This window comes from Caballeronia sp. DA-9 (assembly GCF_051615025.1).
Classification (GTDB): Bacteria; Pseudomonadota; Gammaproteobacteria; order Burkholderiales; family Burkholderiaceae; genus Caballeronia; species Caballeronia sordidicola.
Map to the genome: position 1 here is coordinate 1,777,225 of NZ_CP195133.1, position 23,066 is coordinate 1,800,290.

General features: G+C 60.9%; 22 protein-coding genes. 17 read left to right on the forward strand and 5 right to left on the reverse strand.

The window, feature by feature from the left end; genetic code table 11:
- The first annotated feature begins 19 nt into the window (after nucleotides 1–19).
- Complete coding sequence (locus ACRWA7_RS24430) at nucleotides 20–889, forward strand: SDR family oxidoreductase (RefSeq protein ID WP_438396612.1); 870 nt, start codon at nucleotides 20–22, stop codon at nucleotides 887–889.
- 59 nt (nucleotides 890–948) lie between these two features.
- Nucleotides 949–1,914, forward strand: coding sequence for an alpha/beta hydrolase (locus tag ACRWA7_RS24435; protein ID WP_438396613.1), 966 nt, complete (start codon nucleotides 949–951; stop codon nucleotides 1,912–1,914).
- Here the strand turns inward: ACRWA7_RS24435 and ACRWA7_RS24440 are convergent.
- Both ACRWA7_RS24440 and ygfZ read right to left on the reverse strand, forming a co-directional pair.
- On the reverse strand, nucleotides 1,911–2,744 hold the full coding sequence (locus ACRWA7_RS24440) for an NRDE family protein (protein ID WP_438396614.1): 834 nt from the start codon (nucleotides 2,742–2,744) through the stop codon (nucleotides 1,911–1,913). The two genes, ACRWA7_RS24435 and ACRWA7_RS24440, sit on opposite strands and share 4 nt — an antisense overlap.
- Before the next feature lie 9 nt (nucleotides 2,745–2,753).
- Nucleotides 2,754–3,752: a CAF17-like 4Fe-4S cluster assembly/insertion protein YgfZ gene (gene ygfZ / locus ACRWA7_RS24445; protein ID WP_438396615.1), complete on the reverse strand. Its 999-nt coding sequence runs from the start codon at nucleotides 3,750–3,752 to the stop codon at nucleotides 2,754–2,756.
- A 61-nt stretch (nucleotides 3,753–3,813) separates the two neighbouring features.
- Here ygfZ and mltG point away from each other — a divergent pair, with 61 nt between their 5' ends.
- From mltG to ACRWA7_RS24495, 10 genes are all read left to right on the forward strand, one after another.
- Entirely contained in the window at nucleotides 3,814–4,830 is a 1,017-nt protein-coding gene (mltG, locus tag ACRWA7_RS24450; protein ID WP_060857260.1) for an endolytic transglycosylase MltG, read from the forward strand.
- Nucleotides 4,830–5,450, forward strand: coding sequence for a dTMP kinase (tmk, locus tag ACRWA7_RS24455; RefSeq protein ID WP_438396618.1), 621 nt, complete (start codon nucleotides 4,830–4,832; stop codon nucleotides 5,448–5,450). Before mltG ends, tmk begins: the two co-directional genes overlap by 1 nt.
- 81 nt (nucleotides 5,451–5,531) lie before the next feature.
- Complete coding sequence (locus ACRWA7_RS24460) at nucleotides 5,532–6,551, forward strand: DNA polymerase III subunit delta' (protein WP_060857228.1); 1,020 nt, start codon at nucleotides 5,532–5,534, stop codon at nucleotides 6,549–6,551.
- Nucleotides 6,552–6,580: 29 nt separating this feature from the next.
- Nucleotides 6,581–7,102 (forward strand): GNAT family N-acetyltransferase, encoded by a 522-nt coding sequence (locus ACRWA7_RS24465; protein WP_438396620.1) that lies wholly within the window; start codon nucleotides 6,581–6,583, stop codon nucleotides 7,100–7,102.
- A gap of 33 nt (nucleotides 7,103–7,135) precedes the next feature.
- Complete coding sequence (locus ACRWA7_RS24470) at nucleotides 7,136–7,927, forward strand: TatD family hydrolase (protein WP_060857230.1); 792 nt, start codon at nucleotides 7,136–7,138, stop codon at nucleotides 7,925–7,927.
- Nucleotides 7,928–8,062: 135 nt separating this feature from the next.
- On the forward strand, nucleotides 8,063–8,764 hold the full coding sequence (locus ACRWA7_RS24475; RefSeq protein ID WP_438396622.1) for an ankyrin repeat domain-containing protein: 702 nt from the start codon (nucleotides 8,063–8,065) through the stop codon (nucleotides 8,762–8,764).
- Between the two features lie 150 nt (nucleotides 8,765–8,914).
- Nucleotides 8,915–9,271 carry a Rap1a/Tai family immunity protein gene (locus ACRWA7_RS24480; RefSeq protein ID WP_060857232.1) on the forward strand — a complete coding sequence of 119 codons (357 nt, stop codon included), beginning with the start codon at nucleotides 8,915–8,917 and terminating at the stop codon, nucleotides 9,269–9,271.
- Between the two features lie 154 nt (nucleotides 9,272–9,425).
- A complete protein-coding gene (locus ACRWA7_RS24485) occupies nucleotides 9,426–10,703 on the forward strand; it encodes a mechanosensitive ion channel family protein (RefSeq protein ID WP_438396623.1) in 1,278 nt (425 codons plus the stop codon).
- Between the two features lie 155 nt (nucleotides 10,704–10,858).
- Nucleotides 10,859–12,265 (forward strand): alpha,alpha-trehalose-phosphate synthase (UDP-forming), encoded by a 1,407-nt coding sequence (gene otsA, locus ACRWA7_RS24490; RefSeq protein ID WP_438396624.1) that lies wholly within the window; start codon nucleotides 10,859–10,861, stop codon nucleotides 12,263–12,265.
- 252 nt (nucleotides 12,266–12,517) lie between these two features.
- Nucleotides 12,518–13,585, forward strand: coding sequence for a glycosyltransferase family 4 protein (locus ACRWA7_RS24495; protein WP_438396626.1), 1,068 nt, complete (start codon nucleotides 12,518–12,520; stop codon nucleotides 13,583–13,585).
- A gap of 119 nt (nucleotides 13,586–13,704) precedes the next feature.
- Here ACRWA7_RS24495 and ACRWA7_RS24500 read toward each other — a convergent pair whose 3' ends face one another.
- From ACRWA7_RS24500 to ACRWA7_RS24510, 3 genes are all read right to left on the reverse strand, one after another.
- Nucleotides 13,705–14,295, reverse strand: a complete 591-nt coding sequence (locus ACRWA7_RS24500; protein ID WP_060857236.1) for a BPSL1445 family SYLF domain-containing lipoprotein — start codon at nucleotides 14,293–14,295, stop codon at nucleotides 13,705–13,707.
- Between the two features lie 390 nt (nucleotides 14,296–14,685).
- Nucleotides 14,686–15,165: a hypothetical protein gene (locus tag ACRWA7_RS24505; protein WP_438396627.1), complete on the reverse strand. Its 480-nt coding sequence runs from the start codon at nucleotides 15,163–15,165 to the stop codon at nucleotides 14,686–14,688.
- A gap of 287 nt (nucleotides 15,166–15,452) precedes the next feature.
- Nucleotides 15,453–15,761: a PsiF family protein gene (locus ACRWA7_RS24510; RefSeq protein WP_060857238.1), complete on the reverse strand. Its 309-nt coding sequence runs from the start codon at nucleotides 15,759–15,761 to the stop codon at nucleotides 15,453–15,455.
- A 417-nt stretch (nucleotides 15,762–16,178) separates the two neighbouring features.
- On the opposite strand from ACRWA7_RS24510, the gene ACRWA7_RS24515 reads away from it, so the two are divergent.
- From ACRWA7_RS24515 to ACRWA7_RS24535, 5 genes are all read left to right on the forward strand, one after another.
- The gene (locus ACRWA7_RS24515) at nucleotides 16,179–16,460 is read left to right on the forward strand and encodes a hypothetical protein (RefSeq protein WP_060857239.1); all 282 of its coding nucleotides are present in this window, start codon (nucleotides 16,179–16,181) and stop codon (nucleotides 16,458–16,460) included.
- Nucleotides 16,461–16,658: 198 nt separating this feature from the next.
- Nucleotides 16,659–17,663 (forward strand): substrate-binding domain-containing protein, encoded by a 1,005-nt coding sequence (locus ACRWA7_RS24520; RefSeq protein WP_438396629.1) that lies wholly within the window; start codon nucleotides 16,659–16,661, stop codon nucleotides 17,661–17,663.
- 258 nt (nucleotides 17,664–17,921) lie between these two features.
- Nucleotides 17,922–19,532 (forward strand): sugar ABC transporter ATP-binding protein, encoded by a 1,611-nt coding sequence (locus tag ACRWA7_RS24525; protein ID WP_438396630.1) that lies wholly within the window; start codon nucleotides 17,922–17,924, stop codon nucleotides 19,530–19,532.
- A 272-nt stretch (nucleotides 19,533–19,804) separates the two neighbouring features.
- Nucleotides 19,805–20,839 (forward strand): LacI family DNA-binding transcriptional regulator, encoded by a 1,035-nt coding sequence (locus tag ACRWA7_RS24530; protein WP_060858953.1) that lies wholly within the window; start codon nucleotides 19,805–19,807, stop codon nucleotides 20,837–20,839.
- A 277-nt stretch (nucleotides 20,840–21,116) separates the two neighbouring features.
- Complete coding sequence (locus tag ACRWA7_RS24535) at nucleotides 21,117–22,841, forward strand: methyl-accepting chemotaxis protein (RefSeq protein ID WP_438396632.1); 1,725 nt, start codon at nucleotides 21,117–21,119, stop codon at nucleotides 22,839–22,841.
- Nucleotides 22,842–23,066: the final 225 nt, after the last annotated feature.

Here is a 23,066-nt window from a genome sequence, read left to right on the forward strand (position 1 = left end):
TGCATCGAGGGGAGACACAGTGGATCAGTTCGACGGAAAAGTGGCGGTCATCACGGGCGCCGGCAGCGGCTTCGGGCGGGCGTTCGCCATGCAGGGTGCGTCGCTTGGCATGAAGCTCGTGCTTGCCGACGTCGATGTCAAGGCGCTCGCACAAACCGTCGAGATGGCGCGCGCTCTGGGTGCACAAGCGCTCGGCGTGCCCACCGATGTCTCCGATGCAAAGCAGGTCGACGCCCTCGCCAGCGCAACCATGGACACGTACCGCGCCGTGCATCTGCTCTTCAACAACGCGGGCGTTGGCGCGGGCGGCTTCGTATGGGAGAACAGCGCGAACGACTGGGCGTGGGTATTCGGCGTCAACGTAATGGGCGTGGCGAACGGCGTGCGCGCGTTCACGCCGTTGATGCTCGCGCAAAACGAGCCCGCGCATATCGTCAACACGGCGTCTGTCGCCGGTCTGCTTTCCGCGCCTGCGATGGGCGTGTACAACGCATCGAAGCATGCGGTCGTCGCGCTGACCGAGACGCTTTATCACGACCTGAAGATTGCTGGCGCACAGGTGGATTGTTCGTTGTTGTGCCCGGCGTTCGTGCCAACGGGCGTTGCCCAGGCGGAACGCGCGCGGCCCGAAGCGCTGCGCAACGACGAACCCATGACGACATCGCAGCGCATGGCCGTCAGGCAACTGACGAAAGCGGTGGAGGGCGGCAAGCTAAGTGCGAACGACGTGGCGCAAATCACGTTCGACGCCGTACGCGAACGGCGGTTCTACGTGCTGACGCATCCGAAGATCCTGGCGTCGGTACAACTGCGTTTCGATGACGTCGCGCAAATGCGTAACCCGACCGATCCGTTGTCGCTGAAACCCGAGGTCAGAGGGCGAGGATAGGGCGAACCGGGAGGGCCGAATGTGTCATTATCGCGAGCTTTCACCGCCATACATTCCTCATGCCGCTGAATCCCGCCATTGCGCAGGTCCTCGAACTGATCGCGAAAGCCAGGCGGCCGCCGTTCCACACGTTGACCGCCGAAGCTGCGCGCGCGTCGTACGAACGCAGTGCGCTGATCATCGATATTGCGCCCGCGCCCATGTTCGATATCCAGGAACTCACGATTCCCACGCGTGATGGCGCGTCCATTCGCGCGCGGCTGTTTCATCCGGTCGAACCGGCGTGGACGTCGCCCGCGCCGACGCTCGTGTATTTTCATGGCGGCGGTTTCGTGGTGGGCAGTATCGATACCCATGCCGCGCTGTGCCGGCGTCTCGCGGCCGATTCGGGATGCGCGGTGGTATCGGTGGATTACCGGCTCGCGCCCGAACACAAGTTCCCAAGCGCCGTCCACGATGCATTCGATGCCCTCGAATGGCTTCACGAGCAAGCGGCGTCGCTAGGCCTCGATAGCACGCGTTTTGCCGTCGGCGGCGACAGCGCCGGCGGTACGCTCGCCACCGTTTGCGCGGTGCTCGCTCGCGACGCCGGCATTGCGCTGCGCCTGCAATTGCTGATTTATCCGGGCGTCAGCGCGCGTCAGGACACACGTTCCTATGCGCAATTCGCGGAAGGCTACGTGCTTTCGGCGAAAACGGTGGAGTGGTTTTTCAAGCACTATCTGCGTAACGAGAATGACCGCGATGACTGGCGTTTTGCGCCATTGGACGCGCGTGGAGGGATGCCATCGCTTGAGGGCGTTGCGCCGGCTTGGATAGCTGCCGCAGATCACGATCCGCTCTTCGATGAAAACATCGCCTACGCTGCGAAACTCAAACGCGAGCGCGTGCCGGTCGAACTGGTCCGCTACGAAGGCATGACGCACGAGTTCTTCAAGATGGGCGGGCTGGTGCCGGATGTCGCGAAAGCGCATGCGGACGCAGCGAACGCGTTGCGCAAATACCTGAGCGCGACAGAAAGTTAGCGGACGATCACGAACGCGTCGCTGCGTTCGAAGTTTCCAGGGCGGACGATCTTGTGCGAGCCGTCGTCGTCGCTGAGTTCCTTGATTTGCAGCGTAAGCTGATTGCCAGCGGAGGCAACGCGCAGCGCGGTGGTACTGCGCGTCCCATACCCATCCGACTCTATGAACGCCGCCGACAACACACGCTCGCGCTCAAGCGAAACGCCGGTGGAGGGCAGCAGCGCGTCATCAGCAACATGGGGATTTCGCATTGTCTCGATCAGCACGTCCAGCGAGGGCTGGATCTGATCGCCGGCATGGACGAGATCGCGAAGCGCTTCGCGTTGGGCGACGAGCTTCGGCCAGGGTGTATCGAGCAAACTGTTCGACAAGCCGTGAATGCCGGCATCGAGCAACGCGGGCGGGGCGTCGGCGCGATTGCCGTACCACGCAAGTTCGCGCCGCGTGAAATCGCCGACGATCAGGTTGAAGCCGTTATACAGACGGCCGTTGCGCGCAACGTGATTGAGATAGTCAAGCGGCGCGACCGGCTTTCCTGTCAGGAAATCGCTGACCAACGTACCGCGGGTCGGCGCATCCGGTCGAACTTCAGAAGGCGCCCGATAATTCGTCAACGCGGCAAAGCAGCCATCGCGCGTCACGCCGAGCCACGTTCCGCCGCCGGTCAGATCGCGTCCGGCAAGCAGGTCGGGCGCATCGTTCCACCAGTGCATCGGCTCGGTTTCGCGGCTATAGAATTCGTCGCGGTTCGCGGCGAGCGTGAGCAAAGGAATACCGGACCGCGACGATCCGTCAGCGTCCGGCTGCCAGTCGAAGACGATCAGGCACATGAATTCGGCTCAGGCTTCGGTCGGTAGCGTATAGGGCAACGTCGAGAACTTGAGCATGGGGCCATCGGCCGTGCCCACATGCACCGAACCGTGCTCCAGAGCCGCGAGCTTGATTTCCACCAGCGCGTCCACGCCGCCTTCCGGCGCGCGCGCGACGTTGACCACGAGGCCGCACGGCTGGCCGGGATCATCGGAGTGAAAAAGTTCGTTGCCGGGCTGGGCCGATTCCATGTGCGCAAGTGCTGTGCGCCGTTTGATCGTGCCGCGATACTGGCTGCGCGCAACCACTTCCTGGCCCGGATAGCAGCCTTTCTTGAAGTTCACGCCGCCAAGCACGTCGAAGTTCACCATCTGCGGGACGAACTGCTCGGCAACCGGCTGAGTGATGCGCGGCTCGCCCGCGTGGATGTCGAGCCAGTCCCACACGTCGGCGCTTGCGCGCGTCAGCTTCTTTTCCAGATCGGCGAGGTGCGCGTCCACTTCGGCTTTCGGACCGACCCACAGAAAACGCGGCCGGCCAACGGCGTCGGGCACACGGATCAGCGAACCGAGCGGGCCGTCGACCTTGACATGCACGCCGTCAGGCATGGCGTCGAAGAGATGGGACAGCGCATGGCGCACGTCGCCGGCAAACCCTACGGCTGTGAGCGTAGGCGTGGTGTCGGCGAGTTTGGCCTTGGCGCGCATCACGAACATGGACAAGCGCTTTTGCACCGTGGCCTGAAGGTCCGCGGCGATCATCAGGCGCACGGCGTCCCCCGCGCGCCACATCAGGAAAGACGCCATCAGGCGGCCCTTGGGCGAGCAATAACCCGCCAGGCGCGCCGACGACGCATCCAGATGCTGGACGTCGTTAGTCAGTTGGGTGTGAAGAAAAGCGGCGGCGTCGTCACCGGTTGTATCGATGAATCCGAACTGCGTGAGCGGCGCAAAAATACCGCCGCCGGGCACGGCCTGAAAGGGCGAAGCAGCGGACGGCGTGGCAGGTGAGGCGGCTGAAGAATTCATGGACCTGACTTTGGCGGATTCGAGCTTGTATTATATGGGTCTATCCCAGAGCGTGTTTCGCATGTCCCTTTTGAAGAAATGTCTGGTCGCGGCTGTCGTCGCGGCCGTGGTTGGCGGTGCGCTCGTTGCGGGCATGTTCAAGTGGGCGAACAGCCCGGTCGACCTCGCCGCGCCCGAACTCGATATCACCATCAAGTCCCACAGTACGCTCAAAAGCGTGAGCATCCAGCTTGATCGCGGCGGCGCGCACATGCGGCCCGAGCTGTTCGTGCTGATGACGCGCGCGCTGGGTCTTTCGTCGCAGTTGAAATCGGGGAACTACGCGTTCAAGGAAGGCATCACGCCGTACGAGATGCTGCAAAAGATCGCGCGTGGCGACGTGAACGAGTACGTGGCGACGATCATCGAAGGATGGACGTTCCAGAAAATGCGCAGCGAACTGGACGGCAATCCCGCGCTCCAGCACGACACGGCCGGCATGACCGATACGGACTTGCTCAAGGCTATCGGCGCGCCGGACGACCTGATCGCGAAGGCGAGCGCGGAAGGCTTGTTTTTTCCCGACACCTATCTCTTCGACAAAGGCACGAGCGACATCGCCGTCTACAAGCGCGCCTACAGGCTGATGCAGATGCGCCTCACCGAAGCGTGGAACGCGCGCGCGCAGAACCTGCCGTACAAGACGCCGTACGAGGCGCTGATCATGGCCTCGATCGTGGAGAAGGAAACCGGGCGCGCCGCCGACAGGCCACTGGTCGCGGCGGTGTTTGCGAACCGCCTGCGCATCGGCATGCCGTTGCAGACCGATCCGTCGGTGATCTACGGCCTGGGCTCGGCTTACGGCGGCCGCCTGAAGAAGAAAGATTTGCAAACCGACACTCCGTACAATACCTACACGCGCATGGGCCTGCCTCCCGGCCCCATCGCGCTGCCCGGCGTCGCGGCGCTCGCGGCGACAGTCAATCCGGCGTCGAGCAGCGCACTGTATTTCGTGTCGCGCGGCGACGGCAGCAGCTTCTTTTCAGACAACCTCGGCGACCACAATCGGGCCGTCGACAAGTACATCCGGGGACAATGATGGTGCGTGGCAAGTTCATCACGTTTGAAGGCATCGACGGGGCAGGAAAGACCACGCACCTCGGATGGTTTCGCGAGTGTCTGGAAGAGAAGATTGCATCGGGCGGCCGTTCTGTCGTGATGACGCGCGAGCCCGGCGGCACGGCGCTTGGTGAAAGCTTGCGCGAACTGCTCCTGAACCAGCCGATGGACCTCGAAACCGAGGCGCTGCTGATGTTCGCGGCGCGCCGCGAACATCTCGCGCTCGTGATCGAGCCAGCGCTGGCGCGGGGCGACTGGGTATTGTCCGATCGTTTCTCCGATGCCACGTTCGCGTATCAGGGCGGCGGGCGCGGCCTGCCGCGCGACAAGCTGGAAGCACTGGAACGATGGGTTCAAGGCGGTTTCCAGCCGGATCTGACCGTACTCTTTGACGTTCCCACGAATGTTGCGAGCGAGCGGCGCGGCGCGGTGCGCGCTCCCGACAAGTTCGAAAGCGAATCCGATTCCTTCTTTGGACGCACGAGGGCCGAATATCTGCGCCGCGCGGCGGAATCGCCGGACCGGTTCGTGGTAATCGACGCCACGCAATCAGTCGTCGATATTCAGAAGAAACTTGAGAAAGTAGTTTCAAGCATTTGATTTTAAAGTAAATAATATTTACTTAAAGTTAATTATAACTTTAAGCAGCCCGCCATAAACATCTGATTCAAAAGACTTTTCATGATCTATCCGTGGCAAACCGATGACTGGGCGCGTCTGGGGCAACTTCGCGCAAGCTGGCCGCATGCACTGCTGCTGCACGGCCGCGCGGGCATCGGAAAGCTGCAGTTCGCGCAGCATCTGGCGCAAAGCCTTTTGTGCGAAGCGCCGACCGCGACTCACGAGCCGTGCGGGCACTGTGTTGCCTGCTTGTGGTTCAGGCAGGGCAATCACCCGGATTACCGGGCGGTGCTCCCCGAAGCGCTTGCCGGAGAATTGATCAGCGACGACAAACCGGACGCCGATGAAGGCAAGAAAACCAAGGTGCCGAGCAAGGAAATCAAGATCGACCAGGTGCTTGGGTTGATGAACTTTTTCAGCCTCGGCTCGCATCGGGGCGGCGCGCGGGTCGTGCTGGTTTATCCGGCCGAATCCATCAACGTGTTCGCAGCCAACGCCTTGCTTAAAACGCTGGAAGAACCGCCGGCCGGTGTCGTCTTCATTCTGGTGACGGCGCGTATCGACCGTTTGCTCCCGACAATCATCAGCCGATGCCGCCAATGGCCAATGACGCTTCCGGCCACTGAACCCTCCGTGGCCTGGCTCGCGCAGCAAGGCGTCCCGCAGCCGGCGGCGCTGCTTGCCGAGGCGGGCGGCGCGCCGTTGACGGCGCTGGCGCTGGCACACGACGAAAACCGCGCGTTGCGTGATTTCGCATTGGCGCAACTGGCCGCGGGTCCCGGTTGTGACGCGTTTGCGTGCGGCGAGAACCTGCAAAAGCTGCCTGTGCCGATGGTCCTCGGCTGGCTGCAACGCTGGCTCTACGATCTGCTGGCGCAGAAAACGGCTGGGCGGCCGCGCTATTACCCGGCGGCATCGAAGGCGCTCGAACGCTGCGCCACGCAACTCAATGCGGACCGCTTCGCCCGCTATCAAAAATCGGTGACGCGCCAGCGCGCGGTGGAAAATCATCCGCTCAACGCGCGGCTGGTGTTCGAAGAACTGTTTCTAGGCTATCGCGACGTGTTCAACGCCGCCTGATATTTCATTTATTCGCACGCAAACGCACCATGACGCTCAATTTCCGCGACGCCATTCTCGACGATCTTCCCGGTATCGTGGCCATCTACAATTCCACGGTGCCTTCGCGCCTCGTGACGGCCGATCTGGAGCCGGTGACGGTCGAAAGCCGCCTCGCGTGGTTCCACGCTCACGGACCGAAAGCCCGGCCGCTATGGGTCGTGGAAGAAAACGGCGCGGTTGTGGCGTGGCTGAGTTTCTCCGATTTCTACGGCCGCCCGGCCTATCTGCGCACCGCCGAAGTCAGCATCTACCTCCACGAAAGCACGCGCGGGCGCGGACTTGGCACGCAGTTGCTGGAAGCCGCGTTGCAACGCGCGCCGGAGTTGGGCATCGATACGCTGCTGGGCTTCGTCTTCGGCCACAATGACCCGAGCCTGCGGCTTTTTCGCCGCTTCAACTTCGATGTATGGGGCACGTTGCCGCGCGTGGCCGTGCTGGATGGCATCGAGCGCGATCTTGTGATTCTTGGCCGCCGCCTGATCGGCGAATCGGCCAAATCCAGCGCTTAACCCAAGCCTTACCCACGTCTCAACGGAACCACCATGTTCGTCGATTCACATTGCCACATCAATTTCGAAGGTCTCGCCGACCGCATGCCCGAAGTCCTCAGCAAGATGCGGGAGCTGAAGGTGACGCATGCGCTCTGTGTATCGGTGGATCTGGAGACGTTGCCGTCCGTCCTGAAGATCGCGGAAGAAAACGAGCACATCTATGCGTCGGTGGGCGTGCATCCCGATCACGAGGACGCGCGCGAGCCGAGCGTCCAGGACCTCGTGGAACTGGCGCGGCATCCGAAAGTGGTCGCCATCGGTGAAACGGGACTGGATTATTACCGCCTGGAAGGGCGCAGCATTGCCGATATGGAATGGCAGCGCGAACGCTTTCGCACGCATATTCGCGCGGCGCACGCGACCGGCAAGCCGCTGATCATCCACACGCGGTCGTCGTGGGAAGACACGCTGCGGATCATGGCCGAAGAGCGCGCAAGCGTGCCGGGCGGCGTGATGCATTGCTTCACCGAACCATGGCACGTTGCGCAAGCCGCGCTCGAACAGGACTTTTACATTTCGCTGTCGGGCATTGTCACGTTCAAGAGCGCGAAGGACGTTCAGGATGTGGCGCAGCGCGTGCCGCTCGACCGTTTGCTGATCGAAACGGACTCGCCGTATCTCGCGCCGGTGCCGTATCGGGGAAAGCCGAATGAACCTGCGTACGTAAGTTATGTCGGACGTTTTATCGCGCAGTTGCGCGAAACGCAGGAAGACGCGCTCGCCGCGGCCACGACCCGCAATTTCTTCAGGCTCTTCAAGATTCCCGAGCCAGTGGAACCTTGATCCGGCCCGCAGTCTTGCTGCACGAACCATTAAAACCATCAGATTCGATCAGTAATCCCCAAGGAACACATGTTTAAATTTTCGGCGGTCTCGTCTTCGACATCTTCTTCGATATCTTTCAACCGGCATACGGCATTGCGCGCCAGAACGTGGCGGACCCTCGTCACGGGCGTGCTCCTGACGGCGTCCGCGATTGCGCAGCCGGCCTTCGCCGCGCCCGCCGATTCCATGATCAAGGCGGTGAAATTCGACGATGTGTCGGCCGTCAAGAAGCTGCTGGCGCAAGGCGTGGATCCGAATCTCGTCGATAACACCGGCGCGCCGCTGCTCGTGATCGCAGCGCGCGAGAAGTCGGACAAGGTGGGCAAACTGCTCGCCGAGAATCCGAACACCGACCTGGAAAAGCTCGACTCCGCGGGCGAGAACGCGATGATGCTGGCCGCGCTCAACGACGACCTCGAATTCGTGAACATGCTGATCGCGAAGGACGCGGAAGTGAACAAGAAAGGCTGGACGCCGCTGCACTACGCGGCCACCAACGGTCACGACGACGTGGTCAAGGTGCTGCTCGACCATTCGGCGTATATCGATTCCGGCTCGCCGAACGGCACGACGCCGCTGATGATGGCCGCGCGCGGCGGTCACCTGTCAACGGTCAAGCTGCTGCTTGACGAAGGCGCCGACTTGCGCGTGAAGAACCAGATCGGGATGACGGCGGTGGACTTCGCCAAGCAGTATCACGAGAAGGACGTGGCGGAAGGTCTGGCGGCGCGCCTCGCGTCGATGCAGACGGGCGCATCGGGAGTTCCGCAAACCGGTACAAACAGTGCAAAATGACGCACTCGCGGGATGAGAACCGGAAAAAACGAACCGGTTTTCTTCCACGATACGAGGAAAAGCCTAAACAAGCCGGGGCTCGAGCCGAAGGCGCTCTAAGGCGCAGGGAGGGCCACACCCGGCAACCGCCAAACATAAGAAAGGATCATCATGCTGCGGGTTTTAGTCATGGCCGGTGCGCTTGCGTTTCCGCTCTGCGCGGCCGCGTTCACCGGCAACGATCTGAACATGCTTTGCACCAAGACGGACACCGCTTCGCGCAGCGCATGCGCGGCTTACATAGAAGGTGCTGCTGACGGCATCTACAACACCATTGAAGCAATTGGCGGAACGTCCGGCCCGCAGGTCGGACAGTATTTTTGCCTGCCAGTCGATGTAAAACCGCAGGAACTCACTGATGCGGTGCGCAAGTTCATTGCCGATAACCCTGCGCAAGGTAACTTCAACGCGACCACCATGGTGTCGCTCGGGCTCGGCAAAGCCTTTCCGTGCAAGGCGGAGAAGTAGGCAGTCCAGCTTTCCAGTAACAATGTTGCCCGCCGCCCGCTCGGCGGGCACGGCATTTGCTGCACTGCAATAAAGCGGGCATCCTAAAGCGGCATCCAAACGGTTCCTTCCAAATCCCCGTCGTATCCACCTTTCAAAGGCTGATTCCACGACGATGATCAATATCGACTCCTTCGAGCGCATCGCTTCCGCGCCGCTCAACACATGGCCCGGCGCAATTGTCGTGGCAACGCTTGCCGTTCTGTTTGCTATCGGCGTGCATCGGATTGGAGCGCGTATTCTCTTGCGCATCGCGCGGCCGTATCCGCTGATGAGCGTGGTGCTGCGTTTCATCGATAAACCCGCGCTTGCGCTCCTCATCATTCTCGGCCTCGGCTTCATACTGGTCGAAGCGCCTGATTCGCTGCCTTTCGCCACCGCGCTGCGCGACCTGCTAACCGTGCTGTTGATCGTCGCGCTGACGTGGCTTGCCGTGCGGTCGGTCGGGGCAGTCGCCGAGGCGCTGGTCCAGTCTCATCCGCTCGATTCCAAAGACAATCTTCAGGCGCGCCGGATTCACACGCAGGCGCGCGTCTTGGCGCGATCCGTGATGGTGGTGATCGTGATCATCGGATTCGGCGGGGCGTTGATGACGTTTCCGGCCGTGCGGCAGATCGGCGCGAGCCTGCTGGCGTCGGCGGGTGTGGCGGGACTGGTGGCTGGTATCGCCGCGCGGCCGGTGCTCGGCAACCTGATCGCCGGGTTGCAGATCGCGCTGTCGCAGCCCATCCGGCTTGACGACGTGGTCGTGATCCAAGGCGAATGGGGCCGCGTGGAAGAGATCACCGGCACGTATGTGTCCATACGCATCTGGGATCAAAGGCGGATGATCGTGCCGCTGCAGTGGTTCATTGAAAATCCGTTCACCAACTGGACACGCAATAGTTCGCAAATTATCGGGACGGTGTTTTTAAATGTCGATTACCGGATGCCGCTCGCGCCCATGCGCGAAGCGCTCGAACGCATTCTCGAGCACGCGCCGGAATGGGATGGCCGTGTTCAGGTGCTCCAGGTCACCGACGCAACCGAGAAGTCGATGCAGCTTCGCGTACTCGTCAGTTCCTTTGATTCAGGCCTGAACTTCGACCTTCGATGCCGCGTGCGCGAAGGTTTGCTGAACTTCGCGCAGGCCGAGTATCCGCAATTTCTGCCGCGTACACGGGCGGATTTCGCGCCGGAGGGCGAGCACGTCGACTTTGTCGCGCCATTGGAGCGCACGCAGGCGAGCAGCGCGATCCGGCCCGCCATGCGTGGGACCGCCAACACGGAAGCCGATCCGGTAGCGAGCCGGGGAGAACGGAATGGGCCGAATCCATCGGCGCATTCGGCGGCATCGACAGCTAAAACAGCGCCTGAACCCGCCGAGCCGGTCGGCGTGGGAAACCCGCGCTGATCGGGCACCTCGTGTTGGCACCCGGGGCAAAAGTTTGAACTGACGCCGCCGTCTGCGGCCAAACCCGCTATAAATTCGAGACAGCGGTGAGAGATACTCGCGCACCGCCGGCCGGAAGCGGCCGCCTCTCACGAACCAATAAAGGAATGAAGAGAATGAGCCGCCTAGTCGTTGTATCGAACCGAGTCGCCTCGCCCACGGAGACCAAAGGCTCCGCCGGCGGCCTTGCCGTAGGCGTGTTCGGCGCACTGAAGGACAGCGGCGGCGTGTGGTTCGGCTGGAGCGGCGATGTGGTCAGCGACACGGTCGCAAACCAGGGCCCGAAACTCGAACAGGACGGCGCGGTTACGTTCGCCACCATCGGCCTGCCCAAGAAGGACTACGACCAGTATTACCGCGGGTTTTCGAACGCGACGCTCTGGCCCGTTTTCCATTATCGAAACGATCTGGCCGTTTATGACCGCGAGGAGTACGCCGGATATAGACGCGTGAACTCGTGGCTCGCGCATCGCGCAATCAAGCTGCTTCAGCCCGACGATGTCATCTGGGTTCACGACTACCATCTGATTCCGTTTGGCGAAGCGCTGCGCGCCGAAGGCGTGACCAACAGGATGGGGTTTTTCCTGCACATCCCGTTTCCATCGCCGCAAATCCTGCTCAACATTCCGCCGCACGAAGAGCTCGTGAAATCGCTGTGCTGCTACGACGTCGTGGGTTTCCAGACGCCCGGCGATCAGGCTGCGTTTCATGATTACATCGTGCGCCACGCGCATGGCACGGCGAGCGCCGACGGGCACGTGGAGGCGTTCGGGCGCAAGTTGAAGACCGGTGTGTACCGGATCGGCATTTTCCCCGATGAAATCGCCGAGCAGGCCAAGCGCGGCGAAGCGCGGCAGGACGTGATGGACCTGAAGCAGAGTCTGGAAGGGCGCAAGCTCATCATGAGCGTGGACCGGCTGGATTACTCGAAAGGTCTAGTCGAACGCTTCAAGGCGTTCGAGCATTTTCTCGAGAAATCGCCGGAATGGCGTGGCAACGTCACGCTCGTGCAAATCGCGCCGCCAACACGGTCCGACGTCGATACCTACCAGCAGATCCGCCATAACCTCGAATACGAGGCAGGGCGGATCAATGGCCGTTACTCGGGTCTCGACTACACGCCGATCCGCTACATGAACCAGCGCTATGACCGCTGGAAGCTGATGTCGCTGTTCCGCGAATCGCAGATCGGGCTGGTGACGCCGTTGCGCGACGGCATGAACCTCGTCGCAAAGGAATACGTCGCGGCGCAGAATCCCGACGATCCCGGCGTGCTCGTACTGTCCCAGTTCGCCGGCGCCGCTGACGAAATGACTGGCGCGCTGATGGTGAATCCTCACGATATCGTGGGAATGAGCGAAGCGATTGGACGGGCTTTGTCGATGCCACTGGCCGAGCGTCGCGAGCGCTACGAAACCAACATGAAAATGCTGCGCAAGTACGACCTCGGCGTGTGGCGCGACTCGTTCCTCGCGGATCTGCGCGGTGTCGATCAGGGCAAACACGCGCCTCAGAAGCGCTAAGCGCGGCTCTAAACTACGTTCTCCCAACCTTAAAACGCGCTGGAACGTCGAAGTAACGTTGCAAGACGAGTGTTTCGTGACTGTAACAGCGTCATGAAATTGAAAGTTTTGCCGACCGCGGAGCGTTCACGGCCAATAATGCAGGTGTCGTCGTTGCGCGCTGACCACGCGCGATGGCGGCCGTCGACCGTCCTTATCCGGCATCGCTGGATAAAGAGCGCGGCGACGCGAGACCGAGTGGAGACGAGAACAATGAGAATTGCGCAAATAGCCCCGCTGACCGAGTCGGTGCCACCCAAGCTGTATGGGGGAACCGAGCGGGTGGTGTCGTACATCACCGAGGCGCTTGTAGACCTTGGCCACGACGTGACGTTGTTCGCCTCGGGCGACTCGCAAACCACGGCCAAGCTGGAAGCCGTCTGGCCGCGCGCCTTGCGTCTCGATCCGGCGATTCGCGACCGGATTGCGCCACATATGCTGCTGATGGAAATGGTGCGCCGACGGGCGGACGACTTCGACGTGCTGCATTTCCACATGGATTACTACTCGTTTTCGCTCTTCAAGCGGCAGGACACGCCGTTTGTCACCACGCTTCATGGCCGGCTCGATCTTCCCGAGCAGCAGCCGATTTTCAACACCTTCAACACCGCGCCGGTAATCTCCATTTCGGATTCGCAGCGTCATCCGTTGCCGCAGGCGAAATGGCTGACGACCGTTTATCACGGACTGCCGGAAAAGCGCTACATGCCGCAGCCGGTCGACCAGACGTATCTGGCGTTCCTTGGACGGATATCGCCGGAAAAACGCGTCGATACCGCCATTCGCATCGCCGGCCGCTGTGGAATGAAAATCAGGATTGCGGCGAAAGTGGACTCGGCGGATCGCGAATATTTCGAACGTGAAATCGCGCCGCTGATGAAACTGCCGTACGTGGAATTCATCGGCGAGATCGACGATCATCAGAAGGCCGATTTTCTTTCGGGCGCGCATGCGCTGCTGTTTCCAATCGACTGGCCGGAGCCGTTCGGCTTGGTGATGATCGAAGCCATGGCGTGCGGCACGCCAGTTGTCGCGTTCAATCGCGGTGCGGTGCCCGAAGTGGTGGACGAGGGCGTGTCGGGATTCATTGTCGAGGACGAGATTGGCGCGGTTGCCGCCGTGAACCGGCTGCACACCATCTCCCGTGCAGGCGTGCGTAAATGCTTTGAAGAGCGCTTTACGTCGCATCGGATGGCGCAGCAATACGTGGACGCGTATCAGGCCGTCGTGCGGGCGCAAAAGCGCGCGCGTTTCAAACTGATCGATAGCGCCACGAGCTAAAGCATCTGTAGTAGACGCTTCAACGAAAACCGCCGCGCATGACGACTTTTCGGGTCGTGCTGCGCGGCGGTTTTTTTGCGGCTTGGTTTCATCAAGCTGGCCTTACGCCAGCGTGGAACCTAGATGTTCAGGCGCGACACCTTCGTGCCTTCCAGCGAGAGATTCGCCATCAGGCCGGCGTTCGTCAGCACGAACACTTCAACCGGCGCTGTTGCCGTCGTGGAATCGATGTTGCCGTTCGCGCCCATCTTCACCAGCGCAACCGATGCATCGCCGCCCACCGACCAGCCGTCGGTATTGCGGAATTTGTCGAGTGCGTCCTGGGTCATGAACAGGAAGATGATGGACTTGGATTGCGCACCCGCTTGCAAGCCAATGGAACCCGAAGTCGTGCTGTAGTAGCCGACCGAGCTGCCGCCCACTCGCAGCGCGCCCTTGCCGTACTGCGCGCCAACAATGAAGCCCGCCTGGATCACTGACGGGAACACGAGCACGCCGCGCGCCTTGCCCACGAGTTCGCGTGAACCCTTGGCCGTGACGTACAGCCGCTGCATGGTCGCATCGATATCCGCGTCGATAGAACGGCGTGCGTCCGAGTCACCGGCCGTCTTCTGTGCGCCTTGGTTCGACGTCGTCGTGCAACCGGCCAGCGCGAGGCCGCCCAGTGCAAGTGCGGCGGTCGATTTGATCATGAAGTTTCGTCTTTGCATCGTTTTCTCCATCGTGGTTTTTTGGGAAACCCCATCTAACGAGTGTTCCAGCAGGGCGATTTATAACACAGCGGGTTGCCGAGCAACACCTACCGAATCGCGCGAAGCCTTACCCCGCTTGGGCTGCGGCACAATCACGCATAATAGTCAGGTAATTTTGACCTTTATCGAACTGCACCCCGGTTCAGGCAAGAAGCCGCTTGTTTGTGCTCAACATTTGGCGGTCCCGCCGGCCACGCTGTACTGCGCAAAATACAGGCCAGCTCCCGCAGGCGCAACACAAATACGGTCAAACTTACTGGGAATATAAGCTGAAAAAGAGCGGCAGATTGAATGAAAAAGTTGTGATGTGTTGTCACCGCGCAAAGATTTTGGCGGCAACGTGCGATGTCACGGCTTCGCCACGCGTGGAGGTTCATGTGTTTTCGACTCATGCCCTTGCGCTTTTTTCATGGGATGGCGCAGCGAGCGGCGAATCACGCCGATAATCGCGCCGAGCACGAAAAGCGTGACCGCTGGCACAACCCAGTAGCCCACGAAGGCCGTCCAGAGATAGCCGAACAGTACGCTCTTGCGAACCGCGTACTGAGCGATGGCTTGCTGGTTTGCAGCCGCTTTCATGGCCAGCACGTCTTGCGGACAGCCAGCGGAACGCGCTTCATCGATCAGACCGTGGCAACGCTGTATGGCGGGCAGGGCGCGCTGGGCATCGGTGAACGTCCAGGAAGAAAGCGCATGTGACAGATCTTCGGAATCGTAAGCAAGCTGCTCGCGGATTTCGTTCGCCGCGACGATCATGACCGGGACCGCCCAAAAAACGATCAGGACCAGCCACCGCCTGAACCAGCGGTTCTTATATCGCCACACCATCCTCGGGCCTCCGTCCGTTGCAATGCTGCAAGCCGGCTAGACTGGCGGACCGATGGCGCTTGAATGTCGTATTTGTGTTGAAGGGCGGGCCGCCTTCGCGTCATCTTATGAGATAAAACGCGCGCCGCGTAGCGAGACCGTAGGTGCACTGCAATATGATGGGCGCGGGTTTGCCCGCGTTTAACGACATCGCCCGTGCCGCGTTTTCGGGTCTGAAAATAAACAAAAAGCCGCGTACCCGAAGGCACGCGGCTTGACACAAAAGACTCGCGTCACCTTGCTGCGGCTTATCCTTTGTTGCTCAGGCAGTCCTTCATGAACGCCTTGCGCTCATCGCCTTTCTTGCCTGTAGCTGACTTGTTGCAGGCGGTCATTTTTTGCTGCTGGGTCATAGGTGCAGTTGCAGCAACAGGAGCCGATGAAAGGCAGTCTTTCATATACGCCTTGCGCTCGTCGCCCTTCTTGCCTGCGGCCTGCGTGTTGCAGGTGCTCATTTTCGACTGCTGGCTGTTCTGCGCGAACGCCGGCGCTGCTGCGAAGCTTACGCTTAAGGCTGCGCCCAGCACCAACGCTGACATGGTTGCCTGGATCTTCATTGCGATGCTCCCTTTTAGTTGAATGACTTTCTATAAGGTGACGCCGGTTGTTGATAAAAACCGGCCTGTGCCGCCGGTTTCCGTGTTTCGGCGCCTCATTATGGCAAAAAGCACCACCCATGCAGTACGGTTTCGTACTGATGCAGCATCAAATCCCGCGCTCGCGCATCAGGCCGAAACGCTTTGCCAATGTCAGCCACCGGACATCATCCAGGTTGTAAGCTAGTGCTTCACGATGAAGAAAACCAGCTCCAGCGGTCTTACACTTTCTTCGATACGTACGATCAGGTGTTGTTGAGTCGTGCCCGCGTTGCAGCGTTGCTACATCGGAGAATCTGTTTGCTGCCGTTGTGATTCAAATCGTCGCAGATATGTGTCGGCCGATCCGCTTGTTCAAACCGTTTGAAGGAGTCGCGTATGACCAGCCCCTTGTCAGATCACTACAAAGGTTTCGAGATCAGCGTCCAGGCGTTGCGCCGAGCGAAGGATCGCGATGAGCCCGACGACGGCCCGCGCCATTTCGATATCGTCGTGACCATCTCACGAAGCGCAGCAGGCGAGAGCGGCAAATCGGAGATGTTCGGCGTGCCGGATCAGGAACCCTTCAGCAGTCCCATCGACGCCACGCGGGCGGGGATCGACTACGCGCGGCAGATCATCGACAAACAGGTGGAAGGGCAATCCGTCGACGAGCTTTGAGCGTTTCCCATGTGAGTCGGCTTGGATCCGCTTCGTGCGCCGGCACGCTGAAATCAGGGGCAACAGCAATTGCGGCATGCGGGGGAAACGTCCACGCTCAACGCCAGCCGTCGGCCAAACGGCTGGCTGGTGCATTTTTTACGCTCGCTTATGTGCCCGCTTTATCCAACAACTCGAACAATTCGGGAGATTCGTTGCATGAACTCATTTGACCAGGCCGGTAACAAGACAAACAAACTCGCGCTGCGCCGACGCTTTCTCTCCGTCGCGGTGTCGCTTGCGGCATGTGCCGCGTTGCCTTTGTCGCTGTATTCGAGCGGCGCGGCTGCGCAAACCGCGCACAAGCCGAAGGTCGCGCTCGTAATGAAATCGCTCGCGAACGAGTTCTTCCTGACCATGGAAACCGGCGCGAAGGATTATCAGAAACACAACCCGAACCAGTTCGACCTGATCACGAACGGCATCAAGGACGAAACCGATACCGCGAACCAGATCCGCATTGTCGAGCAGATGATCGTCTCGAAGGTCGACGCGCTCGTGATCGCGCCGGCGGATTCCAAGGCGCTGGTTCCGGTCATCAAGAAAGCGGTCGATGCCGGGATCATCGTGGTGAATATCGACAATAAGCTCGACTCCGACGTGCTCAAGTCGAAGGACCTGAACGTGCCGTTCGTCGGCCCGGACAACGCAAAGGGCGCGCGTCAGGTGGGCGAGTATCTGGCGAAGAAGCTCAAGTCCGGCGATGAGGTTGGCATTATCGAAGGCGTCTCGACCACGACTAATGCGCAGCAGCGCACAGCCGGTTTCAAGCAGGCCATGCAAGCTGGCGGCATGAAGGTGGTGGCGCTGCAATCGGGCGACTGGGAAATCGACAAGGGCAATGCGGTGGCGTCGCAGATCCTGAACGCGAATCCCAACGTGAAGGCGCTGCTGTGCGGGAACGACAACATGGCGATCGGCGCGGTATCGGCTGTGCGTGCCGCGGGCAAAGCGGGCAAGGTGCAGGTCGTGGGCTATGACAACATCAACGCCATCAAGCCCATGCTCGCCGACGGCCGCGTGCTCGCCACCGCCGACCAGTACGCTGCAAAGCAGGCGGTTTTCGGTATCGATACCGCGTTGAAAGCGCTTTCCGAGCACAAAAAACAGTCCGAGCTGTCGGGGGTAGTTGAAACGCCCGTGGATCTGGTCACCAAAAAGTAGTAAGTATTTGCATGAAAAAATGGGATTCGCACAGGTTTTGTCTGTCGAATTCTGTCTAAAATCTCAAGAACTGAGCATCGCTGCCGATAAATGAAGGAATAGCCAGGTCGTGAGGGCATCTTTCCGATAGCCGGCCAAGCGGTGCTCGGCATAGTTTTTACTGGCGCGAAAGGCAGGAATCGCTCGGTGAAAGTGCTTGTCTGCAAACGATTGCGGGCGGCGAATTTCGGGCATGCTGTCTGGCGCAATGGGACGAGGATGGACAATATTGTGTCTGCTGCTCCGGTCCTGAGGGTGAGCGGTATCGGCAAAACCTACGTGGAGCCGGTCCTGACAGGCGTCACGCTGGATCTGCGTGCGGGCGAAGTGCTGGCGCTGACCGGCGAAAACGGCGCAGGCAAGAGCACGCTGTCCAAGATCATTGGTGGACTGGTCGATCCAACCACCGGTTCCATGACGCTTGGCGGCGCGCCCTACGCACCGGCGAGCCGCAAGGAAGCCGAGGCGCTCGGCGTGCGGATGGTGATGCAGGAACTGAACCTCCTGCCGACGTTATCGGTGGCGGAGAACCTGTTTCTCAACCGTCTGCCCCAACGCAAAGGCTTGAAGTTCGGCTGGATTGACCGGGCGGCGCTACGCGAGGACGCGCACCATGCAATGCGTCAGGTCGGACTGGATGCGATCGATCCCGACACGCTGGTGGGCGAACTGGGAATCGGGCATCAGCAGATGGTCGAGATCGCGCGCAACCTGATTGGCGATTGCCGTGTGCTGATCCTCGATGAACCCACGGCCATGCTGACCGCGCGCGAAGTCGACTTGCTCTTCGAGCAGGTCGAGCGGCTGAAGGAGCGCGGCGTGGCGCTGGTGTACATCTCGCACCGGCTGGAAGAATTGCGGCGGATTGCGGGGCGCGCGGCCGTATTGCGCGACGGCAAGCTGGTTCACATCGACGCCATGGAGAACCTGACGAGCGACCGGCTCGTCGCGCTCATGGTGGGGCGTGACATTGGCGAGCGGATCGATCTGGGCGAGCGGCGGATCGCCGGCGTTGCACTGAAAGTCGATGGCATGCGCCGGGGCGACGTGGTCGGAGACGTGTCCTTCGAAGTGAAGGCGGGCGAGATTTTCGGCATCAGCGGGCTGATCGGCGCGGGACGTACCGAGTTGATGCGGCTGATCTACGGCGCGGACAAGGCGGATGGCGGCGTGGTATCGGTGGCGCATAAAGGCGCGGCGCTGACGCCGGTTGCAATCGCGTCGCCCGCCGACGCTGTCAGGAACGGCATTGCGCTCATTACCGAGGATCGCAAGGGCGAAGGTCTGCTCCTGCCGCAGCCGATCGCCGCGAATATTTCGCTCGGGAACATCGGCGCGGTATCGAGCAGGGGATTTGTTGATGGACGCCGCGAAGCCGCGCTTGCGCAAACGCAGATCGACGCCATGCGCATTCGTGCGGCCGGTCCGTCGCAACCCGTTTCGGAGTTGTCGGGCGGCAATCAGCAAAAGGTTGTGATCGGGCGCTGGCTCGCGCGCGATTCAACGGTGCTGCTTTTCGACGAACCCACGCGCGGCATCGACGTTGGCGCGAAGTTCGACATCTATGCGCTGATGGGCGCGCTCGCGTTGGAAGGACGCGCGCTGGTGGTGGTATCGAGCGATCTGCGTGAATTGATGCTCATTTGCGACCGGATTGGCGTGATGTCGGCGGGACGGATGACCGGAATTTTCGATCGCGATACCTGGACGCAGGACATGCTTCTCGCAGCGGCGTTCGCAGGCTATGCGAAACGCGACGAGATTCTTCAGGAACCCATCGTGCCGGATGCCAAAGCGCCGCCCGCCGAGGCAAGGGAGGTCGAACGATGAACCATGGACGGCAATAGAAGTACCTGTCGCGCGGCTCGAACTGCGGGACAGCAAATGCAAAAAAACGCAGCAATCCAAAAAGGCCGGCACGGGGATTCACGTCGGCGGACGGCCGGAACAGGTCGCGAAACAAGTTGGAACACAAGCGGAACGGGTGCTGGCAGACGGGCGGTCCGATAAATGCGGATGTGAGCCGATGTATCGGAAAACCCATTGTGGGCGCCAATTAAAAGAGCAAGAGAAAGACCAAAAGTCGGAGAGAAGGACCAAGTATGGCGACGATCAAAGATGTAGCGGCCATTGCGGGCGTTTCGTTCACCACGGTGTCTCATGTTGTGAACAACTCGCGGCCCGTGTCGGCTGAAGTGCGTGTCAAGGTCGAGCGCGCGATCCGGGAACTGGACTACGTGCCATCGGCCGTGGCGCGTTCTCTCAAGGCGCGCAACACGCTCACCATCGGCTTGCTGGTGCCGAACGCAACCAACCCTTATTTCGCGGAACTGGCGCGTGGCGTGGAAGACGGATGCGCGAAGAACGGCTACTGCATGTTCTTCTGCAATTCGGACGACGACCCCGCCAAGCAGCGCAGCTACCTTCGCGTACTCCAGGAAAAGCGCATCGACGGGCTGGTGATCGCATCGGCGGGAGAAGACGCGGTGCTCGCCCAAAGCCTCGCCGGCGCGCGCGAGCCGCTGGTCATTCTCGATCGGAACATAGAAGGGGTCTCGGCGGATCTGGTGCAGATCGACCACGAAAAAGGCGGCTATCTCGCGACGCGCCATCTGCTGCAACTCGGGCATTCGCGGGTCGCGTGCATTACCGGGCCCATTGCCACGGCGGTCAGCGCCATGCGCGTTCACGGTTTCATTCGCGCGATGGCGGAGCGCGGTATTGAAATAGAGCCGCATGCGATCCAGCAGGGCGCATTTTCCGCGACGGGCGGTTACGAAGCGGCGTCGCAACTGTTCGATACCCTCAAGCCCACTGGCATTTTCGCGTGCAACGACATGATGGGCGTAGGCGCGCTGCGGGCGGCGGCGGAGCGGGGAATCAACGTGCCGCGGGATTGCTCGATCATCGGATTCGACGACATTGAACTGAGCCGGTACACCTATCCGGCTTTGTCGACGGTGGGTCAATCGGTACGGGAACTGGGTGAACTGGCCGCCCAAACGCTGATTGACCGGATTGCCGGCAAGGTGCCAGCGAGCACGCGCAGGCGCGTGGTGACGCCGCACATGATCCTGAGGGAATCGACCGGTGTAGTGCCGCAGGAACGTCTGGGCGAAGTCTCGCAAAAGCATTGACCGGTGTCTCGGCAGCAGTGGCCGGAGCAATGACTCCGGCCCCATCTAAATACCTACTACATTCGAATATCTGAAGCGCGTTTGTTGCAAAGCAGCACCAGAAACACTCAACATCGATTCGTCTGACGAAATAACATTTCAATATTTTCCTAAAGTGCGTGGCTTGCAGGCCGTAAATCCTGAGCAAGCAGGCGCGTTTAGTCGCATCGTGGAAACACGATGGCGGATGTCAAACGCCCGCTGCCGGTTCTCTCAACACGCGGCTTCAAGGAAAATCATGAACATGAGTCTCACGATCAAGGCCCGTCTGGGCCTTACGATGGCCTTCCTCGGCCTGCTGCTCGTCGCAATCGGCGGCCTTGGATACTACGGAATGACGCAGGCCAACCGCGCCTATCGCGATACTTTCGAAAACCAGATGCCGAGCGCGAACGCCGTGAGCAACGCCGAACTCTATTCGGCTCGCGAACGCCTCGTGTTCGATCGCGCCGCTTTTCTCGCCGGAACACCCGAAGCCGCTTCGACCATGGAACGGGGCGCGATGATGCGCTCCCGCGCCGATGGCTACTGGAAGAAATACACCGAACTTCCCGTGGAAGACGCGCAGGAAAAGCAACTCGCGGATGCGTCGAACGCCAAGCGCCTGGCATTGCAAAAGTTGATCGATGGCGGTTATGACGCGGTGAAAGCCAACGATCAGGCGCGCATCGTGGAATCGGCAAAGGCCATGCAGGCGGCGTACAACGAACTCTCGGGCGCCAACGACGCCCTGCGCAAGTTCCAGTTCGACGCCGCACGCCAGGGTTACGACGCGGCCCAAAGCGCTGCATCGACGTTCGAAACGCTGAGCCTGGGCGCGATCGTGATTGGCCTGATTGCCGCCGCGCTCTCGTGGTTCGCGCTGCGCCGTGCAATCGGCCGGCCGCTCGACGAAGCCATCGGACACTTCGACGCAATCGCCGCCGGCGACCTGCGCCGCGAGGTCAACGTCAGTTCGCGCGACGAAATGGGCTTGCTGATGCAAGGTCTTGCGCGTATGCAGACGAGCCTTGCCACGACGGTGCGCAGCGTGCGCTCGGGCAGCGAATCCATTGCGTCGGCAACCAAGCAGATCGCGGCGGGCAATATCGACTTGTCGTCGCGTACCGAGGAACAGGCTTCCGCGCTGCAGGAAACGGCGTCAAGCATGGACGAGCTGACCGGCACCGTGAAACAGAACGCCGATAACGCCCGTCAGGCGAGTTCGCTTGCGGCGAATGCGTCGGAGATCGCGAACAAGGGCAGCCGCGTGGTTGCACAGGTCGTCGGCACGATGGGCGATATCAACCAAAGCTCGGCAAAGATCTCGGACATCATCACGATCATCGAAGGAATTGCGTTTCAGACGAATATTCTTGCGCTCAACGCAGCGGTCGAGGCAGCGCGCGCAGGAGAAGAGGGCCGTGGCTTTGCGGTCGTGGCGGGCGAAGTGCGCAGCCTGGCGCAACGCTCATCGGCGGCGGCGAAGGAAATCAAGGGCCTTATCGATACTTCCGTGGAGCGGGTCCAGTCGGGCACGTTACTGGTCGACGAAGCCGGCCGGACGATGGACGAGATCATCGGCGCCGTGCAGCGCGTGACCGACATCATGGGCGAAATCGCGGCGGCGTCCGAGGAACAGAGCAGCGGTATCGAGCAGGTCGCGCGTGCCGTCACGCAAATGGATGAAGTGACGCAGCAGAACGCGGCGCTGGTGGAAGAGGCCGCTGCTGCCGCGCAGTCGCTGGAAGATCAGGCGGCAAAACTCCGCCAGGCGGTGGCGGTATTTCATCTGGACGATGACGGTTCGGTGACGGCCGGCATGGGTCAAACGGCTGCGAGGCATGTGTCTGTAGCCGCGGCGAAGTCCCGGCCTGCGGGTTCGCCCAAGACGAAGCGTATGCCCTTGGCCACGCAGGCCAAACCAGTGGCCGCCGCGGCGCGTCCTTTGGCGGCGGCAGGCGGCGATTGGGAAACTTTCTGATCCTGTTTCCAACCAGGACTTTGGGCGCGCCGCGAGCTTTTTCGCGGCGCGTTTTTTTTTCGTTCGGCGCTTGGATGCCTGTTCGGTCGGCCCGATTACAGCGTCGACCCTGCAACGTCGACCTGCGTTTTAAACGATCGTTTGATATCAACGCGTCTGTACGAGCAGGCTTTCAGAGCGCGTATCCGACTCGCGGCTCGGGTCCGGTTCCCCGTACACTGTGCG

What these genes read in the sequence shown, in the direction of transcription:
- ACRWA7_RS24435 (WP_438396613.1), top strand. Translation starts at nt 949, where the DNA reads ATGCCGCTGAATCCCGCCATTGCGCAGGTCCTCGAACTGATCGCGAAA.
- ACRWA7_RS24440 (WP_438396614.1), bottom strand. Translation starts at nt 2,744, where the DNA reads ATGTGCCTGATCGTCTTCGACTGGCAGCCGGACGCTGACGGATCGTCG.
- ygfZ (WP_438396615.1), bottom strand. Translation starts at nt 3,752, where the DNA reads ATGAATTCTTCAGCCGCCTCACCTGCCACGCCGTCCGCTGCTTCGCCC.
- mltG (WP_060857260.1), top strand. Translation starts at nt 3,814, where the DNA reads ATGTCCCTTTTGAAGAAATGTCTGGTCGCGGCTGTCGTCGCGGCCGTG.
- tmk (WP_438396618.1), top strand. Translation starts at nt 4,830, where the DNA reads ATGGTGCGTGGCAAGTTCATCACGTTTGAAGGCATCGACGGGGCAGGA.
- ACRWA7_RS24460 (WP_060857228.1), top strand. Translation starts at nt 5,532, where the DNA reads ATGATCTATCCGTGGCAAACCGATGACTGGGCGCGTCTGGGGCAACTT.
- ACRWA7_RS24465 (WP_438396620.1), top strand. Translation starts at nt 6,581, where the DNA reads ATGACGCTCAATTTCCGCGACGCCATTCTCGACGATCTTCCCGGTATC.
- ACRWA7_RS24470 (WP_060857230.1), top strand. Translation starts at nt 7,136, where the DNA reads ATGTTCGTCGATTCACATTGCCACATCAATTTCGAAGGTCTCGCCGAC.
- ACRWA7_RS24480 (WP_060857232.1), top strand. Translation starts at nt 8,915, where the DNA reads ATGCTGCGGGTTTTAGTCATGGCCGGTGCGCTTGCGTTTCCGCTCTGC.
- ACRWA7_RS24485 (WP_438396623.1), top strand. Translation starts at nt 9,426, where the DNA reads ATGATCAATATCGACTCCTTCGAGCGCATCGCTTCCGCGCCGCTCAAC.
- otsA (WP_438396624.1), top strand. Translation starts at nt 10,859, where the DNA reads ATGAGCCGCCTAGTCGTTGTATCGAACCGAGTCGCCTCGCCCACGGAG.
- ACRWA7_RS24495 (WP_438396626.1), top strand. Translation starts at nt 12,518, where the DNA reads ATGAGAATTGCGCAAATAGCCCCGCTGACCGAGTCGGTGCCACCCAAG.
- ACRWA7_RS24500 (WP_060857236.1), bottom strand. Translation starts at nt 14,295, where the DNA reads ATGCAAAGACGAAACTTCATGATCAAATCGACCGCCGCACTTGCACTG.
- ACRWA7_RS24505 (WP_438396627.1), bottom strand. Translation starts at nt 15,165, where the DNA reads ATGGTGTGGCGATATAAGAACCGCTGGTTCAGGCGGTGGCTGGTCCTG.
- ACRWA7_RS24510 (WP_060857238.1), bottom strand. Translation starts at nt 15,761, where the DNA reads ATGAAGATCCAGGCAACCATGTCAGCGTTGGTGCTGGGCGCAGCCTTA.
- ACRWA7_RS24515 (WP_060857239.1), top strand. Translation starts at nt 16,179, where the DNA reads ATGACCAGCCCCTTGTCAGATCACTACAAAGGTTTCGAGATCAGCGTC.
- ACRWA7_RS24520 (WP_438396629.1), top strand. Translation starts at nt 16,659, where the DNA reads ATGAACTCATTTGACCAGGCCGGTAACAAGACAAACAAACTCGCGCTG.
- ACRWA7_RS24525 (WP_438396630.1), top strand. Translation starts at nt 17,922, where the DNA reads ATGGACAATATTGTGTCTGCTGCTCCGGTCCTGAGGGTGAGCGGTATC.
- ACRWA7_RS24530 (WP_060858953.1), top strand. Translation starts at nt 19,805, where the DNA reads ATGGCGACGATCAAAGATGTAGCGGCCATTGCGGGCGTTTCGTTCACC.
- ACRWA7_RS24535 (WP_438396632.1), top strand. Translation starts at nt 21,117, where the DNA reads ATGAACATGAGTCTCACGATCAAGGCCCGTCTGGGCCTTACGATGGCC.